Below are 17,005 nucleotides of genomic sequence, written 5' to 3'. Positions count from 1 at the left end.
AACAAAAAATCACTGAAATTGCAGAGCGCTCAGAATTTAATATCGAAGAGATCGAGGTGGACAAAGATCATATACACATATTGCTAACGATCTCTCCCAATATCAGCGTTGCGAGTTACGTTAGGAGAATTAAACAATCTACAACGCAAAGTCTATGGTCGAGATTTAAATGGTTTAAAAAGCAATTCTGGGTTAAAAAAACATTTTGGTCTGACGGATATTTTGTTTGCTCTGTTGGAAATGCGGCAGCTGATACAATTTGAAAATACATTCAAGAGCAGGGCTAACTATTCCGATTCATCCCATCGACGCCGCTTCGCGTCGATCAATGGGTTTTCTCGGAAAATTTCGATAAAATAGCGAATAAATTGATGGCTTTGAGACAATACTAAAGAGGGAGTAGGAAAGTGGTGGAGCTAAGCAGGATCGAACTGCTGACCTCCTGCGTGCAAGGCAGGCGCTCTCCCAGCTGAGCTATAGCCCCACATTCCTAAATTTTACATATTACGTAAAAGCTTGATTGCTGATTCTCAAGCGGGACGAACTTTAAGATTTTTTATAAAATAGGTCAAGTATTTTTTCACTAATTTTACCGTTTAGATGAAATTTTGGTAGACTCAACAACAATATTCAGTAAAAAGACAATTAAAAATGAAAAAGTATGCCTTAGTACTGATGGTTTTGCTTGTTGGCTGTGCTAACTCAAGTGACGAGCAACCTTATGAAATAAATAATAAACAGTTTCATGAAAAACAAGATGAACAAGGAAATAAGCTATTTGCCTACGTAGTATCGGTAAAGGCTAAAAGCCGCCAGAACATTAATTTAGATAAAAAGTTTACCCGCAGTGACTTTGAGCGTTTTGCAGCGCAAGAGCATTTTGAAGAGTCGAGTATTTTAAAATTGCAGTTAGAAGATCAAGCTGTTGAATTGTTAAATAAAGAGCTTGAAACACGCAACTATTGCCCCGCTAAGCATGAAATTAATGAGGTACTGTGGCGTGATTTAAGTGTGCAATTAAGAGGACGTTGTTTGTAGTATGTTAGCTGATAAAACAAAGTTAGCAGCGCTATTAGCGCAGTTAAATATTAATTATGAGGTGATAGAGCACCCACCATTACATGGCAGTTTAGATGCCGATGCCTTTATGGTGGAGCGCCCAGGTACACGACTTAAAAATTTATTTTTACGTGATAATGAAGGTAAGCGGCACTTTTTAGTTATAACCGCCCATGACAAGCAACTTGATTTAAAAGTATTATCAAAACAACAAGGGTTATCGCGGTTAGGATTTGCCTCAAGCGAGCGTTTAGCGCGCTATTTAAAAGTAGCACCTGGGTGTGTATCTATGCTTAGCCTAATGAACGACAAGCAAAACGAAGTAAGCGTTTGGCTAGATCAAGATATTTGGCAAGGTGAGCTATTTCATTGTCATCCGTTTGAAAACACCCAAACCTGGTTACTTAATAAAGCAGACTTAGAGCAGTTTTTTAACTTTACTGAGCATCAGCCTCGCGTAGTATTTTTACCTTCAAGGTAAGCCCATATAACCAGCATCAAGCCGCATAGGCAAACAGCCAATAAAGCTGCCATAAATGCGGTTTGCCCATGATGCTGGTATATCACCCCTGGTAATAACGACCCAAGTGCACCGCCGCTGTAATAAAACGATACATACCCGCCATTAGTAACACTCGGTGGTGCTTTACTTATTTTATTAACTAAGGGAGCGGCAGTTGAGTGAATCACAAACATAGACCCGCAAAATAATGTAAATGCGGCTAAAAACACTATTAGCTGGTGGCTCATTAACATGACAATGCTAATACTGTAAAACAAAAATATAGCCGTTAATAAATGCCATGCAGAGGGCACTTTTTTAAGTAACCAAGGTGTTGTAATAGACGCTAAAGCGCCGATTAAATAACCACTGTAAACCAAGCCAATGTCGCGAGTATTAGTGATTAAAAAAGTATTTTGCAAAATAAAAGGTAAATAATTAAGTAAAGCGGCAAAGCAAAAAAACATACAAAATACCGCACCATACACTTTTAGCAGCGGCCCTTCACGCAGTTGTTTAATATAGTCTAGTGGTGAAAGTATTGATTTAACGTTATTACTTTTAAAGCGGGTATGGGGAATACTCCACGCAAGCAAAATGAGCATGGTGGCAATAAAATAATAAAAACTTTGCCAGTGCCATATATCGCTAAAAATAGCTGCCAGAACACGCCCAAAATAGCCGCCTACTATGGTGCTGCCAATGTAGATTGTCATATTTTTTTGCAGTGTATCGGCACTAAAACTCATGCCAATATAACTGGTCATGGCTGTTAATGCCGCTGGTAATATTAGGCCTTGTAAAAAGCGTACCAATAACAGCAGCTCAAAGGTGGGGGCGTAAACAAATAATAAACAGCATCCTCCCAATAACAACATAGCAATGCGTAATATAAATAAAGGATTACGTTTAGTTAAAAACAACCCATACACTAAAGGCGCAATAGCCAGTGGTAGCATAGCCGCAGTCATTAAGCTGCCAGCAACGGCGGGGGCAACACCAAACTCAACTGCAAATAGGCCAAGCAGTGGTTGTGGAGCGTAAAGTACAAAAAAAATAAATACAGAGCAAAGCAACAAGTGAGGTAGGCGCATTATTATAGCTTGGCGAGTAACTAATAGTTAAGTGGCAGTATATTAAAAATCCCTTGTGTTTGATAATCTAAAAACGAATACTTTAAGCGACTATTTGGTATGCCCATAAACAGTAATAAGTAATTGTTTACTAAAAGAGTCGCTATCTTTGCGCTAAATCATGGTGTTTTTATCGTCGTTTGTTAGATTAATGATGATAGCGCTGTTATTTGCCGGCATTGGTGATTAAAATAGTCTTAATATTAGTTTTTAGTGGAATAGAGCCATGGGGTCACTTCAAGAGCAATTGCTCCAAGCAGGATTAACAACATCGCATAAAGCTAAAGTTGCTAAATCAGAAAAGCGTAAGCAGCAAAAAAAGCAAAAAAAGGGTGCAACCAGTAACCCTAGCGATTTACAAAAGCATATTCAACAAACAAAACTTGAGCAGCAACAAAAAGCAGAAGAGCTTAACCAGGCACGCCAAGGTAGTTTAAAGCAGCGCGAGCAAAGTGCCCGTGTTAAACAAATTTTAGAACACCATAACCAAGAAGCAATACGTGGTGAGCGTACTTTTAACTTTACTTACGAAAACAAAGTAAAGAGCATTGAAGTAAACGAAAGAACGCAAAAAGCGTTATCGGGTGGTCGCTTAGCTATTTGTGTGCTCGAAGGCCGATTTTACGTATTAGAAGATGAACCGGCACGTAAAGTAGCTGAAGTAGATGAACATTATATTGTTTTTCATGTTGAGCCAGAAAGCAAAGTAAAAGATGAAGACGATCCATACGCCGATTTTGAAATACCAGATGATTTAACGTGGTAAATTTTAGTTAAGTGTAGACTCATTTAATTTTTGCTAAAGTTAACTTAAATGAGCTGTACATGTATTTGTTCTGATTGATCGTCAAATGCTATTAGTTACGTATGCTTTTTATAGTGTTGTTGACTACAATCACCAGAACAGTTTTTTAACCGTCAAAAAAAGAAGAGTAAATACAATGAGCAAAATTAAAACACTTTTATTAGGCGCGGGTATTAGTTTAGCCGCAAGCTTGTCATTTAATGCAGCTGCTGCAGATGGTGCTGCACTTTACACTGCTAAAAACTGCCAAACGTGTCACGGCGCAGAAGGTAAGGCACCTATTATGGGCATGTACCCTAAATTAAATGGTCAAAATAAAGACTATTTAGTTGCACAAATGAAAGACATTAAATCAGGTGCGCGCAGTAATGGTATGTCTATGGCTATGAAAGCTATGGTAGCAACCGTAACAGATGAAGAGTTTGCTGCAATTGCTGATTACCTTGCAAACGTAAAATAATAAACGCAGTTAATTATTTTTATTAAAAAACAGCCACACCTAGTGTGGCTGTTTTATTTCCTGATTGCTATAACCTAAATACTAATTTAGACTTCTAAACATCTATTGCGCAATTGACCTTATGTGTATTTAAAGGCTTATTATGTTTGATTTACCCCAGCTCGATTTAAAAAATAAAGTATCAGCACAAGAATGGCAGCTACGAGTTGATCTAGCAGCCTGTTATAGGTTGGTGGATCATTTTCGTTGGGGCGATTTAATTTACACGCATTTATCGGCGCGGATACCGGGCAGTGATCATTACTTAGTGAACGCCTTTGGTTTAACCTTTGATGAAATCAGCGCTTCTAACTTAGTTAAAGTAGATTTAAGCGGCAATATTATTGACGACACGCCATTTAATATTAATCCAGCTGGCTTTACTATTCATAGCGCAATTCACGAAGTACGCGACGATGCGCATTGTGTGATTCATTTACACACGAAAGAAACCATAGCTGTTGCTACACAAAAAAATGGCTTATTGCCACTAAGTCAGTATTCCATGTTCTCTTTGCCGTCGCTTTCGTATCATGGTTACGAAGGGTTAGCGGTTAACGATGATGAACGAAAACGCTTACAAGATGATTTAGGCAATACTAACCATATGTTGTTAGTTAACCACGGTGGCTTAACAGTGGGGCCAACGGTGGGCGATGCTTTTATGCGCTTTTATGATTTACAGCGCGCCTGTGAAATACAGCTCGCTATTCAAGCCAGTTCGCAGCAGGCTATTAGCGTCCCGCAGCCTATAATCGACAATATTTATAATCAAGCAAATGTAGTGCACAGTGGTAGTACTGGCGGGCAGTTAGCGTGGCCAGCTATGCTGCGCAAAGCGTACCGACTTGATCCTAGTTTTGCAAAATAACCATTTAAAGGTTAATAAGGAATATTCATGAAAGTAAATCGCGTTGAAGTGTTTGATATTCATTGCCCAGATCGTCCTGCTTGGACTCCAGTATTTGTACGTATTCATACTGATGAAGGCATTAGTGGTGTGGGTGAAGCGGGCCTTGCATACGATTTAGGCCACAGCGCTGCTGCCGCTATGATCAAAGAAATGGCCGATGCATTTTTAATTGGCCACGACCCATTTCAAACCGAAAAGCTTTGGTCGCGTATGTTACGTGAAAGCTTTTGGGGTTTAGGTGGTGGGCCTGTTGTATATGCTGCAATGAGTGCGATAGATACTGCTCTGTGGGATATTAAAGGTAAAGCACTGGGTGTACCTGTGTATCAACTACTTGGTGGTAAGGTTAACGATAAATTACGCACTTATGCATCGCAACTGCAGTTTGACTGGGATAGCGAGTTTAAAGCATTAGTGCAGCCACAAGAATATGCCGAAGCGGCTTTAAAAGCGGTTGCCGAGGGTTACGATGCAGTAAAAGTAGACCCAATTCAGTACGATAAAGACGGCAATACTTACTACGATCGCACTAATATTATTTCCCGCGCTGAAATGAAGTTGTACCGTGCGCGTATGCAAGCGATTCGTGAAGCGGTAGGCGACGAAGTTGATATTATTTTTGAATGCCATAGCTTACCAGGGGTGACTTCGGCAATTCAATTGGGCGAAATAGCGAAAGAATTCGATTGCATGTTTTTTGAAGAACCCGTTAACTATTTAAACCATTCATTGCATGCCAAAGTGGCTGATAAAGTGGCCGTGCCAATTGCTGGTGGTGAACGCTTGTATAACCGCTGGGGTGTACGCCCATACTTAGAAGATCAAAGTATTAATGTATTGCAACCCGATATTGGTTTATGTGGTGGTTTTACCGAAACCAAAAAAGTGTGTGACTACGCCGATATTTTTGATGTGCGCATTCAAGCGCATGTATGCGGCGGGCCAGTAGCGACTGCAGCTTCACTGCATTTAGAAACAGCCATTCCTAACTTTTTAATTCATGAGCATCATACTTATGCGATTAAAAAATGGAACCGTGAGTTGTGTCTGCAAGATCCTCAACCTAAAAATGGCTTTTTTCAAGTGTCGGAAGAGCCAGGTATTGGTATTGAATTAAACGATGAGATTGTAATGCGCTCGCAGCGTGTAGAAATTAAATAGTTTTATCATATAGATTAAAAAGCCGCGTAGTGATAGCTCACTACGCGGCTTTTGCTATTTGGCGTTATTGTTATAGCTGATTAATTTTACACTGCACGCCTTTTAACTGCTGCGTTGCTTTGCTATCAAGATGGCGAACAAAGCATTGCTTGCCTTTAATCATTAACTCAAACTGGTCGGGCATATTAAGCTGCTTACCCATAATAGGATTACCCATAGAGTCTTTATGGTTGAGTTTATCGAGCGTCACAGTACTGTTAGTAGTAAATACATCATCGGCTAATTGCACTTGTGAGCTATGCAGCAAGCTGGCAATAGCATTAGCTACTGCTATGCTATTAGGTGTTACTAATAGCGCATGCTGCAGCTTAGGAGTTGGCTCAGCGCTTTGTGCTAAGCAGCCGCTGAGTGCGGTTGTTATAAATGCGATTACTGTAAGTCGGCGTACTTTCATGGTTTATCTCATGTTATCGCTAAGAATAGTATTTTGCTCAAGCAAGGTTTGAATTCGCGTATCTTTTACTTCAGGCGAATCAGTTGTAATAGCCGGCGCAAAACCTTGTTTACTGTTTATAGAGCTTGGCGCAGGGCAGCTACCGGTATTTCGATAGTTAAGCGCTGTTTTAAGCAGTGCTTCATTGGCATTACCTAATGGCTGAGAAAAGTCATCGGCAAGCGCACAACCATTTAATAATACGGGTTGAAAAGCGTTATCAATAGTGTTTTTTGGCGCAAAGCCATCAGCATACTCGCCAAAACCTTTATTATTTATACCGCTAAACTGAATGGTAAAATAGGTGGTTGCGCAGTTATCGGTAGGATAAAAGCCATAAGGCTTGCCACAGGTACCAGAGCCTATCTGGATCACTTCAATGTCGGCGCCGCGCAGACCATTAATAATGGCTTCGCTTGCTGAACAGGTGCTGCTAGTCGTGAGAACAAATACGCGGTTTAGGTTTAATGTTGGCAGTGCGCTACCGGGCACAGTTGCAGGGTTATCAGCAAATCCCACAAACTGATTAGTAAACGGCATTGGGCTAAGTGTTTGCCCAGTTACCGGGTTGGTATTTGGATTTTTATCGTTAAAAACAGTACGCTCAAACACTTTTCCTTGGGTGTTCGCGCGGCCCGCAATCATATAGGCTACTTGGCTGGCCATTTGTAAAAAGCCGCCGCCGTTATAGCGTACGTCAATCACTAAGTCTTTAATATTACTTGCTGCAAATTGGTTAAATGCATTGTAGAGCTGATCTTCAGCAATCGCATTATGGCTATTAAACTGAAAATAACCCACATCGCCATCGGCTAAGTCGGTACGCACATTGACTACCGGTTGCGAGGTAATATTTTGCGAGGTGAGTGTTACGGTACGGTTTTGGTTAGTATTTATGTCTTTAAATACAAACTCGGTCGTTTTACCTGTTTGCTCAGGAAACAAACTTGCACTAATAAGAGCAACTTCACTGCTGGAAGTCGTATTTACAAAATCAATGCCATCTACTGCAACAAGTTCAAAGCCACGAGCAAGGTTTTGATTACTCGCAGGTGTATTTGGCTCGGTATAGCTAATAACGGCTTGGCGTGGCGCGCTGCTAGCAAGTATTTTTATATTAAAGCCATAGCCATAGGTTACCCCTGATTGACTTTGGCGCTGCCACTCATCGGTAGGTAAGTTAAAGTGGTAGTTATCTTTTTTAGCGCCTGAATCGGTCAGTTCATTGGTTTTTAAGGTATCAAAATAAGCAACTACGCCGCTTGTAAGCGCTGGATCGGTATCTATTATCTCATCGTACCAAAGGTAGGTTTCGTTACTCCACGAACGCAGCCAGTTTTTTTCATTACTTGCTTGGCATTGTCCTTTAAATTGGCTGGCACTGGCAAATACCCCTGCGCTCCAGCTATTGGTATTGCTATTAGGAGTAAGGCCCTCGCTATCGCTACCGCCGCCACACCCAGATAAAACGCTAAGCAGTGCTAAGGAAGCGAGTGTTGTTGTTTTTTTGTCACGAATTTTAGAGTGCATATAAGAAGCTCTATTTTTAAACGATTAATTTAAATATAGCGGCTTTTATTTAGAGTTGATAGCAGTGTTTAGCGTTTTTATAGCTTAATTGCTGCCAAAGCGCTTGGTTACTACATAAGTTAAAGTGTGCCTGCCATAAGTCGTTATATTGGGTATTGATTTGGCAAACGGGGAAGTTACTCGCAAACATTATTCTTTGCTCGCCAAAGTGTTGCAAAATAATATTAAAGCACAGTGCTTGCTGCCCGCTATTGAGCTTAAGTAACTCAAATCCCGAAAACTTAATTGCAATGTTATGGTACTTGGCGAGTAATTTAATGCCTTGTTGCCACGCTGGCATATTGTGGGGTAAACCTGCGTGATTAAGTATAATTTGTAACTGTGGAAACTGTTTGGCGTATTGAGCAATTTGCTTAACTATAATATGGTTTTCAAGCTCAAACTGGGCTTCAAAATGTAATTTTAACTGCTGTAACGTTTCAAAGTTATTGTAGCAATTACTGCTGAGCAAACGTTTGGCGTCATCACCTTGGGTAATATCTCTAATGCCCGCTAAGCTTGGATGGGAAAGGTTACTGAGCGCATGGCTAAATAGCTGATTGCTTTGATCAATCTGGGCAAAACTAACGGCTTTGTAAGTAATGCCAGCCAAGTGCTTGGTGAGCCAGTTAAGCTCGTTTATAGGTGCGCTGTTATCAAACCCCGCTTCAATATGCACTAAGCCTGCAAGTTTAAAGTCGCAATCTTGCATTAATTGCGCAGCACTGATCGGCTGCTTTATTTTGTCTAAGTTAGGCCATGGCGGCGGGTTAGCGCCTTGTAACCAAGTATATTGCCCCTCAAGTAGATTAAAAAAATGCACATGGGGGTCAATAATAGCACTACTCATTGCGCTGTATAACCACCGTCAATACTTTGCAAGCTACCGGTGATAAAGCTTGCATCATCGCTGACTAAAAAATTCACTAAAGCGGCTACTTCATCAGCTTGGCCTAAACGGTTAAGTGGCTGCAATGCCGCCTCTTCGGCTACTGTTTGTGCTTTATTGGCACCACTGTTTTTACAGTAAGCGTCTATGGCGTTATGAAATAACGGTGTTTCTATAGTGCCAGGGCACACGGCATTAGCCCTAATATTAAAACTCGCGTAATCAAGCGCGGTGGTTTTTGCCATAGAAGCAAGGGCGTGTTTAGTCAGGTTATAAGCAAATGAATTTTTTTTACCTATAATTGCCTGATCTGAGGCTATAAGCACAATAGCGCCGTTGTTTTGGGTTTTCATTATTGGTAATACACTTTGCACTGCCGCATACGCGCCTTTTACATTAAGCGCAAATAGTGCATCGAGAGCTTGCTCATCGGTACTTTCTATGTTGGCGCTTAAATGTTTTCCTGCATTAGAAACAAGTACATCAATGCGCTGCGTTTGCTCAACTATGGCATTAATACAACGACGTACAACAGTGACATCGCTTACATCACAATGATGAAACTCACCAAAGTTACTTGGTGTTATATCAAGGTTATGTACTTCATAGCCGCTTGCTAGTAAGCGCTGTACTACCGCTAAACCAATACCTTTGGTGCCGCCGGTAACAATAGCCACTTTTGACATACTTGCTCCTTTATTTGTTATTACTTTTTAATTAGTGAGAGTGACCACATCCGCCTGCTGCATGCACATGGCCGTGCGATACTTCTTCGCTGGTGGCTTCACGTACCGACACTACTTCAACATCAAAAGTCAGTGTTTTACCTGCAAATGGATGATTTAAATCACAATCGGCATTAAAGCGGCCTACTTTAATAATAGTTACCTGATGACGACCTTGATCCGAGCTTACCATTGCGGTCATGCCTGGTTTCCATACTTTAACTTTGCTTTGTGTTTGTAAATGCTTTAACGGAATGCGTTGTACTAAGTTATCAACACGTTCGCCGTATGACTCGCTTGGCGCTAATGTAACGCTAAACTTTTCGCCAGCGGCTTTGCCTTCCAGCGCATTTTCTAAACCAGGAAGCATGCCTTCGCTGCCATGAATATAAGTAAGAGGCGCTTCGTTAGTACTGGTTTCTATTTGCTCACCGGCTTCGCTAAGGGTGTAATGAAATTCAACGGCTGAATTTTTACTAATTTGCATGCTTATCTCTTTAAATTTTGACTGTATTAGTTAGAGCGTAATTTTACGCGAAATATGTTTTTTTAGAAACTTAACGTGGCTGATTTAATGTTTTTTGTAGATCTAACAATAAATCTTTTTTAATTGTTGTTACTTGAGGCTTTTCGGCTTGAGGAATAAATAACACTAATTGAATACCTGGTTTGAGCATACTCGACGCTGATAGTTTATTCCATTTAGCTAGGTCACTGTGCGGCACATTGTAAAGCTGACTAATGCTCCACAAGGTATCGCCTGGTTGCACTTCATAGTCTATTTCGAGTGTTGCAATTACCACTTCTTGATGCTCAAGGTAGGGGCTAATTTTATAATCAATAGTCAATGATTCCGGGAGTGTTTTGGGCTGGCCAACAAGTAATTTTTCACCAATGCCAATTAAGTTGTTTTGTTTATTATTAAGTTGCTTTAAGGTACTTAAAGGCATGCCAAAGCGCCTAGCAATACTGTAAAGCGTATCGTTTTGTTTAACTATGTACTCTCCAGCAAAGTTAGTTTTAAAAAACGAACTGTTTAATAGTGCCTGTTGCTCAATTGGCAGTAATAACGTATGCGGACCATTGGGTGAACTTTGATTTTTTAAATACCCTTGATTAAGTGCATGTAGCTGCTTAGAGCCTACTCCAGAGAGCTTGGCAATGATTGAAAAATCAAATTGTTGGCCTACATTCATATGGGTGGTCAATGCTTTGTAAGCGAGCTTTGGGCGTTTAAAACCTTGTTGCGGGTGTTTAACTAAGTAGCTTAGTGCCAGTAACTTGGGTACATAATCGGCGGTTTCTTGAGGTAATTTTAGCGACCAGTAATCAGTGCTTTTACCGTGCTTTTTATTTTGTTTAATCGCGCGTTTAACTCGCCCTTCACCGCTATTATAAGCGGCGAGAGCGTGCAGCCAATTGCCATCAAAGCGTTTATATAAGTAACTTAAATACGCCAGTGCTGCGTCGGTGGCGGCAAGTACATCTTGGCGGCCGTCATACCATTGATCAGACTTAACCCCAAAATGATGTGCAGTTGCTCCTACCAGTTGCCATACGCCAACGGCTTGCTGCGATGAGTGTGCAGTGGGTCTAAATCCGCTCTCTACAAAAGGCAGCAGTGCTAACTCTATTGGTAGTTGCTGTTGTTCTACCTTTTTTACAATATGGTATAAATACGGAGCGGCTCGTTTGCTCATAACTTGCAGGTAATCGGGTTGCTGCAAATACCAATTAATACGCTTTTTCAGCGCTTTATTTTGCTCAATAGGAAAATGCAGATTATTAGCGATATACTGCCATAAGTCAGTTGTTTTAGCTGGTGGCTTTATTATTTTATTTTTTGTGTTTTTAGGCGGCGTTATGTGTAAGTTAGTTTTTGTGCTTTGCAGTGTTTTTAATTCACTAGGGGCGCTGTAACTTGGCTTAAAGTGAGTAAATATTTGCGGTGCTTCTATAGGCTCTGGCTTGGTGGTTTCACAGCCAAATAAAAAAACACCTAAACAAGCTAAAACCAAACTGCGCATAACATTCACTTCTATTAAAATCCTTTTACTATTTTAACACAGTCCGTTGTGTTGAGTTATTTTGCGTTTATCGCGCGAATTAATCCTGCTTGTAAAAATAAATTACTCGACTTGGCATTAAGCGACTCTTGCATGTAGGGTTTAATCGCGACATCAGGAAATGACAGCATTAACTGCTCTATTGTTTGCCCACTATTATTAGCTACATGCTCTGTAATGGCGGTTAAAAATGCGTGCGACTGCTGCAGTTGCGACTTATTAGTTAGTTCACCATGACCAGGAATTATAGTTTTTAGCACTGAGTCATTAATATATTGTTGTAGCAGTGCGCGCCAGCTGCTTAGCTCGCCGTGGCCAGGGTAGGGAAGCCAGTCAACAATATCTCCACCAATCAAAGTGCTGCCACTGTTAGTTGTAATGGTTAAATCGCCATTGGTATGTGCTTGGTGGGCGTTTAAAGTAATTTCAAAATTGCCTAAGTCTAATGTTTTATTGGTGTTTATGCTTATTTCAGGTGCATTGAGTTGATATTTTTGCCAGCGGAATAGGCGCTGTTTAGCGCGTTCTAACTTTGTACGCCACTGCGCTTGCTCATTTTCGGGGAGTGTTGCTAAGCGTTGGTAGCTAAGCTCAATGCTTTTTTCGAATCCTTCTAGCTTATCGTTAAATGCTTGCTGATAAAGGGCAAAGTCAGTTTTTACTTGCTGATGGGTAATTAATTGCGCATCGGGGTAAAAGTGCTGCATTACAGCCATCCCCAGCAAATGATCGTCATGAAAATGAGTGGCCACTAAGTAACACAAAGGTGTTGTTAAGTGCTTTTTTAAATCGCTAGCAAGTTGTTCTACTGCAGCAAAGTTGCCGCTGGTATCTACTAACAGTGCGCATTTACTACCTTCAATTAATACTTGGTTTGAGTCGTAAAAACGTAGTTTATGCTGTTGTTTTAAAAATTGAATATTGGGACTTATTTTCTCCCACGTAACATCGGCGTTAGCATTGGCTGCAAAATAAAAAGAGTTAAGCAGTAGTAGGTACTTACTTAATTTAAATAAACGCAGGGCTGACTTCATATAACGCTCTCTATTATGGTTTAAAAGCTGCGTAATAAATAAAAGCGCTCTAGGCGCTTTTATTTATTATGTTTAGAGTCATTTGATAAGTGCTGACTCAACTTATCAATGAGTTGATCTTGGTGTTGCAGATCAACGGCTTTTATAGTCTTTGCTTCTAGCAATTCGTGGCTTAAATTTAAGGCTGCCATAAGTAGGGCATTTTGCTCATTTTTAACAGTAGAGCGTTGTTTCATTTGCTCAACCAAATCATTGAGATTTTTAGCTGCCGCTTTAAGTGCCTCTTCTTGCCCAGGTGGGCAAGCAAATTGCTGCTCTTTACCAAGCAATTCAACAGTGACTCGCTGGTTTTGCAGCTCAGACATTAGCTAGCCTGTTGTGCGCTTTGTAACTTATCAAGCAGGCCAGATAAAGTAGTGCTGGCATCTTTTTGTTTTTCTTCGTTTTCAAGGGCTTCTAATTGCAAAAGCTCGTTGTCGTCAGCGAGTTTACTATTTTGTTCTTTTAAATTAGAAACATCAGCTTGTAATTGATTATTACGCTGAATTAATTGGTCGATCAGTTGTTCGAGTTGTTGAAGAGTGTTGTTATTCATAAAGGCGCTCATATAACTGTAATTAAGGTAATGCAAATGTAAAGCAAAGTTTGTTTATTTACCAGCATTTACGCTGGTTTTAGCTGATTTTTATTCTCTGTTAAGGGATAATTCAGTGTATTGGCTTTTTCATTCAGAAATGGTTCATTTTAATGGCCGCTTATCAGGGGATAGGTTGTCAAAGTACAGTGCTTATGGTTCACTGTTTTTATTAAATAGCGTATGGCGAAAATAAATAATGCTTAGTTACAGACACTCATTTCATGCCGGAAACCCTGCCGATGTACTTAAACATTTAGTGTTAGCACAAGTGTTAGGTTACCAAACTTTAAAAGATAAGCCACTGGATTATATAGACACTCATTCGGGTGCGGGCTTTTTCGAATTAGCAGCGGCCGATGCACAAAAAACACAAGAGTATCAAGACGGCATTGAAAAACTGTGGCAACACACTAGTAAACACTCAGCTTTAAACGACTACATTGCACTGATCAAATCGTTTAACCAAACAGCCAATTTAGAGTTTTATCCGGGCTCGCCAAAAATTGCGGAACACTTTTTACGCCGCCAAGATAAAGGCTGGTTTTTTGAGCTGCACCCACGTGATTTGTTATTACTAGAGGAGAACATGCAAGGGAAGCGTTCGATTCGAGTACGTGGCGAAAATGGTTTTGCTGGTTTGGTTGGCTTATTACCCCCTGCATCGCGCAGAGCCTGCGTGTTAATAGACCCACCTTATGAAGTCAAAGACGATTACGACACTGTTATTACTACGTTGATGCAAGCGTATCAGCGCTTTGCTACCGGCACATACATGATTTGGTATCCTGTTGTTGACCGTAGCCGCATTGACAACATGGAGCAAGACCTAATTGACTCTGGCATGCGTAATATTCAATTATTTGAGCTAGCTACCAAAGCCGATACCGACGTGCATGGCATGACTGCCTCGGGGATGATAGTAATTAATCCACCGTGGAAATTAAAACAGGTTATGGATGAGGTGTTGCCAGAGCTGGTGAGTATATTGAGTGAATCAAGTGGTTTTTATCGCAGCGAGCAGTTAGTCGCAGAGTAACCCACATAGCAAAATGCCCAGTTAAACTGGGCATTTTAATTATTACTGCAGTTATTTTAGTTAAAGTAAACGGCTTTAAAGGTAGCTAGTTGCTCACCTTTTTCATCTTTTAAGCTCAACGATTCGCCATTAACTTGCCACTGCGCAGCTTTACTTAGCATGCTAGACATTGCAGCTTCTTGATCCATGTTTTCATGACACATTTTTTGCGTTGCCGCTATGTGATCAAAAGTCACCGTTTGCTCATTAACTTCATAACCACCGTTAAAGTTATTGCAGCCTAAAAATCCATGCACTTTGCCATCATTACTAAATTGAATGAAAGGTTCTTTTGTTGTAACCGTAACATTATCGCCAGCTAAAGTGATTGCTTTCCAATATGTATTTGCTAAATCAACATCTGCTTTTTGATCTACTTTTGTAACCACAATTTTGTACGGGCTGGTTTGTGCATCTGCTGCGAATGGGTTGTTATTGTTTGTGCTGGTGTAGAGTAGCTCACCATTATTTTCAATACGTGCACTAACGCTGTAGCTAAGTGCTTTATTAATTTTGTTAGTGTCGTAGGCAAGCTCTACTGTATAAGGAGGACCACCATTTAAATCAATAACCTGCTGGCTAATAACGGTTGCTTTAATATCCATTTTAGATACATCGGCAAGTGTTACTGTTAGCTGTGAATTAGGCGCCAACATGCTGCGATCAAGGTAACTAACTTCAGTTGTTAGCGTTGCTGTTGACTCTGCCTGTGTTGCCTGTGCAGTGTTCTTAGCATCATCACATCCAGATAATACCAATGCGCCACTGGCTAAGAAGCTGATCCCTGCTACCGATTTTAAAATTGAACTTGGCTTACGTTTAAACATCGTTGTTCCTTTAATACTAAATTAGATGATTTTAAATGATGATAGTGCTTAGTTACTTAATCAAGGCTTAATTGAGGAGTAAAAGTTTGGCTTAGTGATTGTTACAACGCGTAAAAAAGGGCGCTTATGCGCCCTAAATAAATATTTTTACTTTTTAACAAACTTGGTCAGAATTACAATACGTTGACCATCAACACGCCCTTCTATATGTTCAGGATTGCTGGTTAAGCCAATATTACGTACCGCAGTACCGCGCTTAGCGGTTAGGCTGCTGCCTTTTACATCTAAATCTTTAATTAGCGTTACGGTATCACCGGCTTTAAGTACTACGCCATTGCTATCAAGATGTTTTAAGTCGTCATCTTCAGCAAGTACTTGTTGAGCCCATGCTAATGTATCTTCTTCTAAATAAATCATGTCTAGGGCGTCTTGTGCCCAGCCATTGTCGGCAGCTAAGCGGCTCAACATACGATAAGCCACTACCTGAACTGCAGGAGTTTGGCTCCACATGCTGTCGTTTAAACAATGCCAATGGGTAGGGGTTAGCTCAGCGGTGTCTTCAATTTGATCTTTACATACTTGGCAAGTGTAAATGCATTTATCTGAGTGGGCTTCTTTAACTGGCGGAACTTCGTACACAGATAAAGTATCTGTTGCTGCACATAATTCACATTGGTTATTACTACGTTCTACTAAGGCTTGTTCAATGCTCATATAGGAGGCTCTTATGCTGTTTTTACAAAAATATTATGTGGTTATTATACCTCCATCTGGGCTCTTTGTGTACATTTGCACTAAGGATTAGCGCATATCCATATAAAAAGTATGGTTATATCTTGTTTGTAACTGCAAATTACAATAATTAAATACAGCAAACTCGGTTTAGCATTGAGCAAGACGCAGCGTTTAAGTTTGCGTATGATAAGCGCATGATGGTTTATTTTTTTGATATGTTATGCGCTTACTTCTCCCTATAGTTAGTATTTTAATTGCTTTAGCTTTATTGGTTCCCGGTGTTACCCAGCCTGTATTATCCCTAGAGGGGAAAATAGATAAGTCTAAATTAGCGCAAACAGGTATTGAGATGATTGCCGATGAAGGCGACCGCAACACTCGAAACATGCTGATGATGGCATCAAGCATGTTTGGGTTAGATAAGCTTGAAGGTGAGATAAGTGCTTATCAAAAAACACGCAGCATTTGGGGAACGGTTAACGAACTGGCTCATAATAAAAATTATTTAGTAGCGGTGTTGGTGGCTTTTTTCTCAATTGTAATACCGACTATTAAGTTACTAATGCAATTAGTCTTTTGCTTATTGCCAGCGAGTAAGTTTAAGCAAAATCTGGGAGTAACTATTTGCGCTTTGAGTAAGTGGAGTATGGTAGATGTGTTTGTTATTGCACTTATTGTTACTTACCTTGCAGGCAATGCCGAGGGTGAAACCGGTGGGCTAATTAAAATGCACGCCGAACTGGGAAATGGCTTTTGGTATTTTACCGGTTATTGCTTATTTGCCATTGCCGCGAGTAGTTTTATTAAAACCGATGCAGAAAATATATAAAGGTTTGTATTAACTATTCAGTTATCATAAACTTCGCTAGAACCTAGAACCTAG

At 40.3% G+C, this 17,005-nt stretch carries 21 protein-coding genes and 1 tRNA gene; 9 read left to right on the top strand and 13 right to left on the bottom strand.

Annotated elements, in window-relative coordinates; translation table 11 throughout:
- Window positions 1-263 (top strand): IS200/IS605 family transposase (tnpA, locus tag H5079_RS17545; protein ID WP_182684571.1); only part of this gene is annotated, 263 nt, incomplete at its 5' end.
- A gap of 145 nt (window positions 264-408) precedes the next feature.
- On the opposite strand, the gene H5079_RS17540 is transcribed toward tnpA, so the two are convergent.
- Window positions 409-484 (bottom strand) — tRNA-Ala (locus tag H5079_RS17540).
- Between the two features lie 167 nt (window positions 485-651).
- Here H5079_RS17540 and H5079_RS17535 point away from each other — a divergent pair.
- Window positions 652-1,038 carry a hypothetical protein gene (locus tag H5079_RS17535; protein WP_011326994.1) on the top strand — a complete coding sequence of 129 codons (387 nt, stop codon included), beginning with the start codon at window positions 652-654 and terminating at the stop codon, window positions 1,036-1,038.
- Window position 1,039: 1 nt separating this feature from the next.
- Window positions 1,040-1,540: a prolyl-tRNA synthetase associated domain-containing protein gene (locus tag H5079_RS17530; protein WP_011326995.1), complete on the top strand. Its 501-nt coding sequence runs from the start codon at window positions 1,040-1,042 to the stop codon at window positions 1,538-1,540.
- Here H5079_RS17530 and H5079_RS17525 read toward each other — a convergent pair.
- The gene (locus H5079_RS17525; RefSeq protein WP_089367625.1) at window positions 1,507-2,655 is read right to left on the bottom strand and encodes an MFS transporter; all 1,149 of its coding nucleotides are present in this window, start codon (window positions 2,653-2,655) and stop codon (window positions 1,507-1,509) included. The genes H5079_RS17530 and H5079_RS17525 overlap by 34 nt on opposite strands.
- A gap of 265 nt (window positions 2,656-2,920) precedes the next feature.
- Here H5079_RS17525 and H5079_RS17520 point away from each other — a divergent pair, with 265 nt between their 5' ends.
- The 4 genes from H5079_RS17520 to H5079_RS17505 all read left to right on the top strand — a co-directional run bounded on the left by H5079_RS17520 (window position 2,921) and on the right by H5079_RS17505 (window position 6,072).
- Window positions 2,921-3,460, top strand: coding sequence for a DUF2058 domain-containing protein (locus H5079_RS17520; protein ID WP_011326997.1), 540 nt, complete (start codon window positions 2,921-2,923; stop codon window positions 3,458-3,460).
- 175 nt (window positions 3,461-3,635) lie between these two features.
- Window positions 3,636-3,959, top strand: coding sequence for a c-type cytochrome (locus H5079_RS17515; RefSeq protein WP_011326998.1), 324 nt, complete (start codon window positions 3,636-3,638; stop codon window positions 3,957-3,959).
- A gap of 142 nt (window positions 3,960-4,101) precedes the next feature.
- Window positions 4,102-4,869: a class II aldolase/adducin family protein gene (locus H5079_RS17510; RefSeq protein WP_011326999.1), complete on the top strand. Its 768-nt coding sequence runs from the start codon at window positions 4,102-4,104 to the stop codon at window positions 4,867-4,869.
- A 27-nt stretch (window positions 4,870-4,896) separates the two neighbouring features.
- Window positions 4,897-6,072 (top strand): mandelate racemase/muconate lactonizing enzyme family protein, encoded by a 1,176-nt coding sequence (locus tag H5079_RS17505; RefSeq protein ID WP_011327000.1) that lies wholly within the window; start codon window positions 4,897-4,899, stop codon window positions 6,070-6,072.
- A 70-nt stretch (window positions 6,073-6,142) separates the two neighbouring features.
- Here the strand turns inward: H5079_RS17505 and H5079_RS17500 are convergent, their stop codons facing one another.
- From H5079_RS17500 to H5079_RS17460, 9 genes are all read right to left on the bottom strand, one after another.
- The gene (locus tag H5079_RS17500; RefSeq protein WP_011327001.1) at window positions 6,143-6,526 is read right to left on the bottom strand and encodes a hypothetical protein; all 384 of its coding nucleotides are present in this window, start codon (window positions 6,524-6,526) and stop codon (window positions 6,143-6,145) included.
- Between the two features lie 3 nt (window positions 6,527-6,529).
- On the bottom strand, window positions 6,530-8,095 hold the full coding sequence (locus H5079_RS17495; protein ID WP_182684570.1) for a S41 family peptidase: 1,566 nt from the start codon (window positions 8,093-8,095) through the stop codon (window positions 6,530-6,532).
- 49 nt (window positions 8,096-8,144) lie between these two features.
- Complete coding sequence (locus tag H5079_RS17490) at window positions 8,145-8,984, bottom strand: amidohydrolase (protein ID WP_086994831.1); 840 nt, start codon at window positions 8,982-8,984, stop codon at window positions 8,145-8,147.
- Window positions 8,981-9,709 carry an SDR family NAD(P)-dependent oxidoreductase gene (locus tag H5079_RS17485; protein ID WP_182684569.1) on the bottom strand — a complete coding sequence of 243 codons (729 nt, stop codon included), beginning with the start codon at window positions 9,707-9,709 and terminating at the stop codon, window positions 8,981-8,983. The genes H5079_RS17490 and H5079_RS17485 overlap by 4 nt, the downstream gene beginning before the upstream one ends.
- 31 nt (window positions 9,710-9,740) lie before the next feature.
- Entirely contained in the window at window positions 9,741-10,235 is a 495-nt protein-coding gene (locus tag H5079_RS17480) for a peptidylprolyl isomerase (RefSeq protein WP_011327005.1), read from the bottom strand.
- A 70-nt stretch (window positions 10,236-10,305) separates the two neighbouring features.
- Window positions 10,306-11,775 (bottom strand): transglycosylase SLT domain-containing protein, encoded by a 1,470-nt coding sequence (locus tag H5079_RS17475; RefSeq protein ID WP_182684568.1) that lies wholly within the window; start codon window positions 11,773-11,775, stop codon window positions 10,306-10,308.
- 56 nt (window positions 11,776-11,831) lie between these two features.
- Window positions 11,832-12,848 (bottom strand): MBL fold metallo-hydrolase, encoded by a 1,017-nt coding sequence (locus H5079_RS17470; RefSeq protein ID WP_011327007.1) that lies wholly within the window; start codon window positions 12,846-12,848, stop codon window positions 11,832-11,834.
- A 59-nt stretch (window positions 12,849-12,907) separates the two neighbouring features.
- A complete protein-coding gene (locus H5079_RS17465; protein ID WP_011327008.1) occupies window positions 12,908-13,213 on the bottom strand; it encodes a cell division protein ZapA in 306 nt (101 codons plus the stop codon).
- Window positions 13,213-13,443 carry a cell division protein ZapB gene (locus tag H5079_RS17460; protein ID WP_011327009.1) on the bottom strand — a complete coding sequence of 77 codons (231 nt, stop codon included), beginning with the start codon at window positions 13,441-13,443 and terminating at the stop codon, window positions 13,213-13,215. The genes H5079_RS17465 and H5079_RS17460 overlap by 1 nt, the downstream gene beginning before the upstream one ends.
- Window positions 13,444-13,681: 238 nt before the next feature.
- Between H5079_RS17460 and H5079_RS17455 the strand changes: the two genes are divergently transcribed.
- Window positions 13,682-14,521, top strand: coding sequence for a 23S rRNA (adenine(2030)-N(6))-methyltransferase RlmJ (locus H5079_RS17455; protein ID WP_011327011.1), 840 nt, complete (start codon window positions 13,682-13,684; stop codon window positions 14,519-14,521).
- A 56-nt stretch (window positions 14,522-14,577) separates the two neighbouring features.
- On the opposite strand, the gene H5079_RS17450 is transcribed toward H5079_RS17455, so the two are convergent.
- Window positions 14,578-15,387, bottom strand: coding sequence for an META domain-containing protein (locus H5079_RS17450; protein ID WP_182684567.1), 810 nt, complete (start codon window positions 15,385-15,387; stop codon window positions 14,578-14,580).
- A gap of 147 nt (window positions 15,388-15,534) precedes the next feature.
- Window positions 15,535-16,101, bottom strand: a complete 567-nt coding sequence (locus tag H5079_RS17445; protein ID WP_011327013.1) for an alkylphosphonate utilization protein — start codon at window positions 16,099-16,101, stop codon at window positions 15,535-15,537.
- 241 nt (window positions 16,102-16,342) lie between these two features.
- Here H5079_RS17445 and H5079_RS17440 point away from each other — a divergent pair, with 241 nt between their 5' ends.
- Window positions 16,343-16,951: a paraquat-inducible protein A gene (locus tag H5079_RS17440; RefSeq protein WP_182684566.1), complete on the top strand. Its 609-nt coding sequence runs from the start codon at window positions 16,343-16,345 to the stop codon at window positions 16,949-16,951.
- The last annotated feature ends 54 nt before the right edge of the window (window positions 16,952-17,005 follow it).

It is taken from the genome of Pseudoalteromonas sp. SG44-5, from assembly GCF_014164175.1.
Lineage (GTDB): Bacteria > Pseudomonadota > Gammaproteobacteria > Enterobacterales > Alteromonadaceae > Pseudoalteromonas > Pseudoalteromonas nigrifaciens.
The sequence above is the reverse complement of the archived record's forward strand: the minus strand, read 5'-3'. Positions and strand labels throughout refer to the sequence as shown.

Coding starts and splice junctions, on each gene's coding strand:
- H5079_RS17535 (WP_011326994.1), top strand. CDS start 652: ATGAAAAAGTATGCCTTAGTACTGATGGTTTTGCTTGTTGGCTGTGCT.
- H5079_RS17530 (WP_011326995.1), top strand. CDS start 1,040: ATGTTAGCTGATAAAACAAAGTTAGCAGCGCTATTAGCGCAGTTAAAT.
- H5079_RS17525 (WP_089367625.1), bottom strand. CDS start 2,655: ATGCGCCTACCTCACTTGTTGCTTTGCTCTGTATTTATTTTTTTTGTA.
- H5079_RS17520 (WP_011326997.1), top strand. CDS start 2,921: ATGGGGTCACTTCAAGAGCAATTGCTCCAAGCAGGATTAACAACATCG.
- H5079_RS17515 (WP_011326998.1), top strand. CDS start 3,636: ATGAGCAAAATTAAAACACTTTTATTAGGCGCGGGTATTAGTTTAGCC.
- H5079_RS17510 (WP_011326999.1), top strand. CDS start 4,102: ATGTTTGATTTACCCCAGCTCGATTTAAAAAATAAAGTATCAGCACAA.
- H5079_RS17505 (WP_011327000.1), top strand. CDS start 4,897: ATGAAAGTAAATCGCGTTGAAGTGTTTGATATTCATTGCCCAGATCGT.
- H5079_RS17500 (WP_011327001.1), bottom strand. CDS start 6,526: ATGAAAGTACGCCGACTTACAGTAATCGCATTTATAACAACCGCACTC.
- H5079_RS17495 (WP_182684570.1), bottom strand. CDS start 8,095: ATGCACTCTAAAATTCGTGACAAAAAAACAACAACACTCGCTTCCTTA.
- H5079_RS17490 (WP_086994831.1), bottom strand. CDS start 8,984: ATGAGTAGTGCTATTATTGACCCCCATGTGCATTTTTTTAATCTACTT.
- H5079_RS17485 (WP_182684569.1), bottom strand. CDS start 9,709: ATGTCAAAAGTGGCTATTGTTACCGGCGGCACCAAAGGTATTGGTTTA.
- H5079_RS17480 (WP_011327005.1), bottom strand. CDS start 10,235: ATGCAAATTAGTAAAAATTCAGCCGTTGAATTTCATTACACCCTTAGC.
- H5079_RS17475 (WP_182684568.1), bottom strand. CDS start 11,775: ATGCGCAGTTTGGTTTTAGCTTGTTTAGGTGTTTTTTTATTTGGCTGT.
- H5079_RS17470 (WP_011327007.1), bottom strand. CDS start 12,848: ATGAAGTCAGCCCTGCGTTTATTTAAATTAAGTAAGTACCTACTACTG.
- H5079_RS17465 (WP_011327008.1), bottom strand. CDS start 13,213: ATGTCTGAGCTGCAAAACCAGCGAGTCACTGTTGAATTGCTTGGTAAA.
- H5079_RS17460 (WP_011327009.1), bottom strand. CDS start 13,443: ATGAATAACAACACTCTTCAACAACTCGAACAACTGATCGACCAATTA.
- H5079_RS17455 (WP_011327011.1), top strand. CDS start 13,682: ATGCTTAGTTACAGACACTCATTTCATGCCGGAAACCCTGCCGATGTA.
- H5079_RS17450 (WP_182684567.1), bottom strand. CDS start 15,387: ATGTTTAAACGTAAGCCAAGTTCAATTTTAAAATCGGTAGCAGGGATC.
- H5079_RS17445 (WP_011327013.1), bottom strand. CDS start 16,101: ATGAGCATTGAACAAGCCTTAGTAGAACGTAGTAATAACCAATGTGAA.
- H5079_RS17440 (WP_182684566.1), top strand. CDS start 16,343: ATGCGCTTACTTCTCCCTATAGTTAGTATTTTAATTGCTTTAGCTTTA.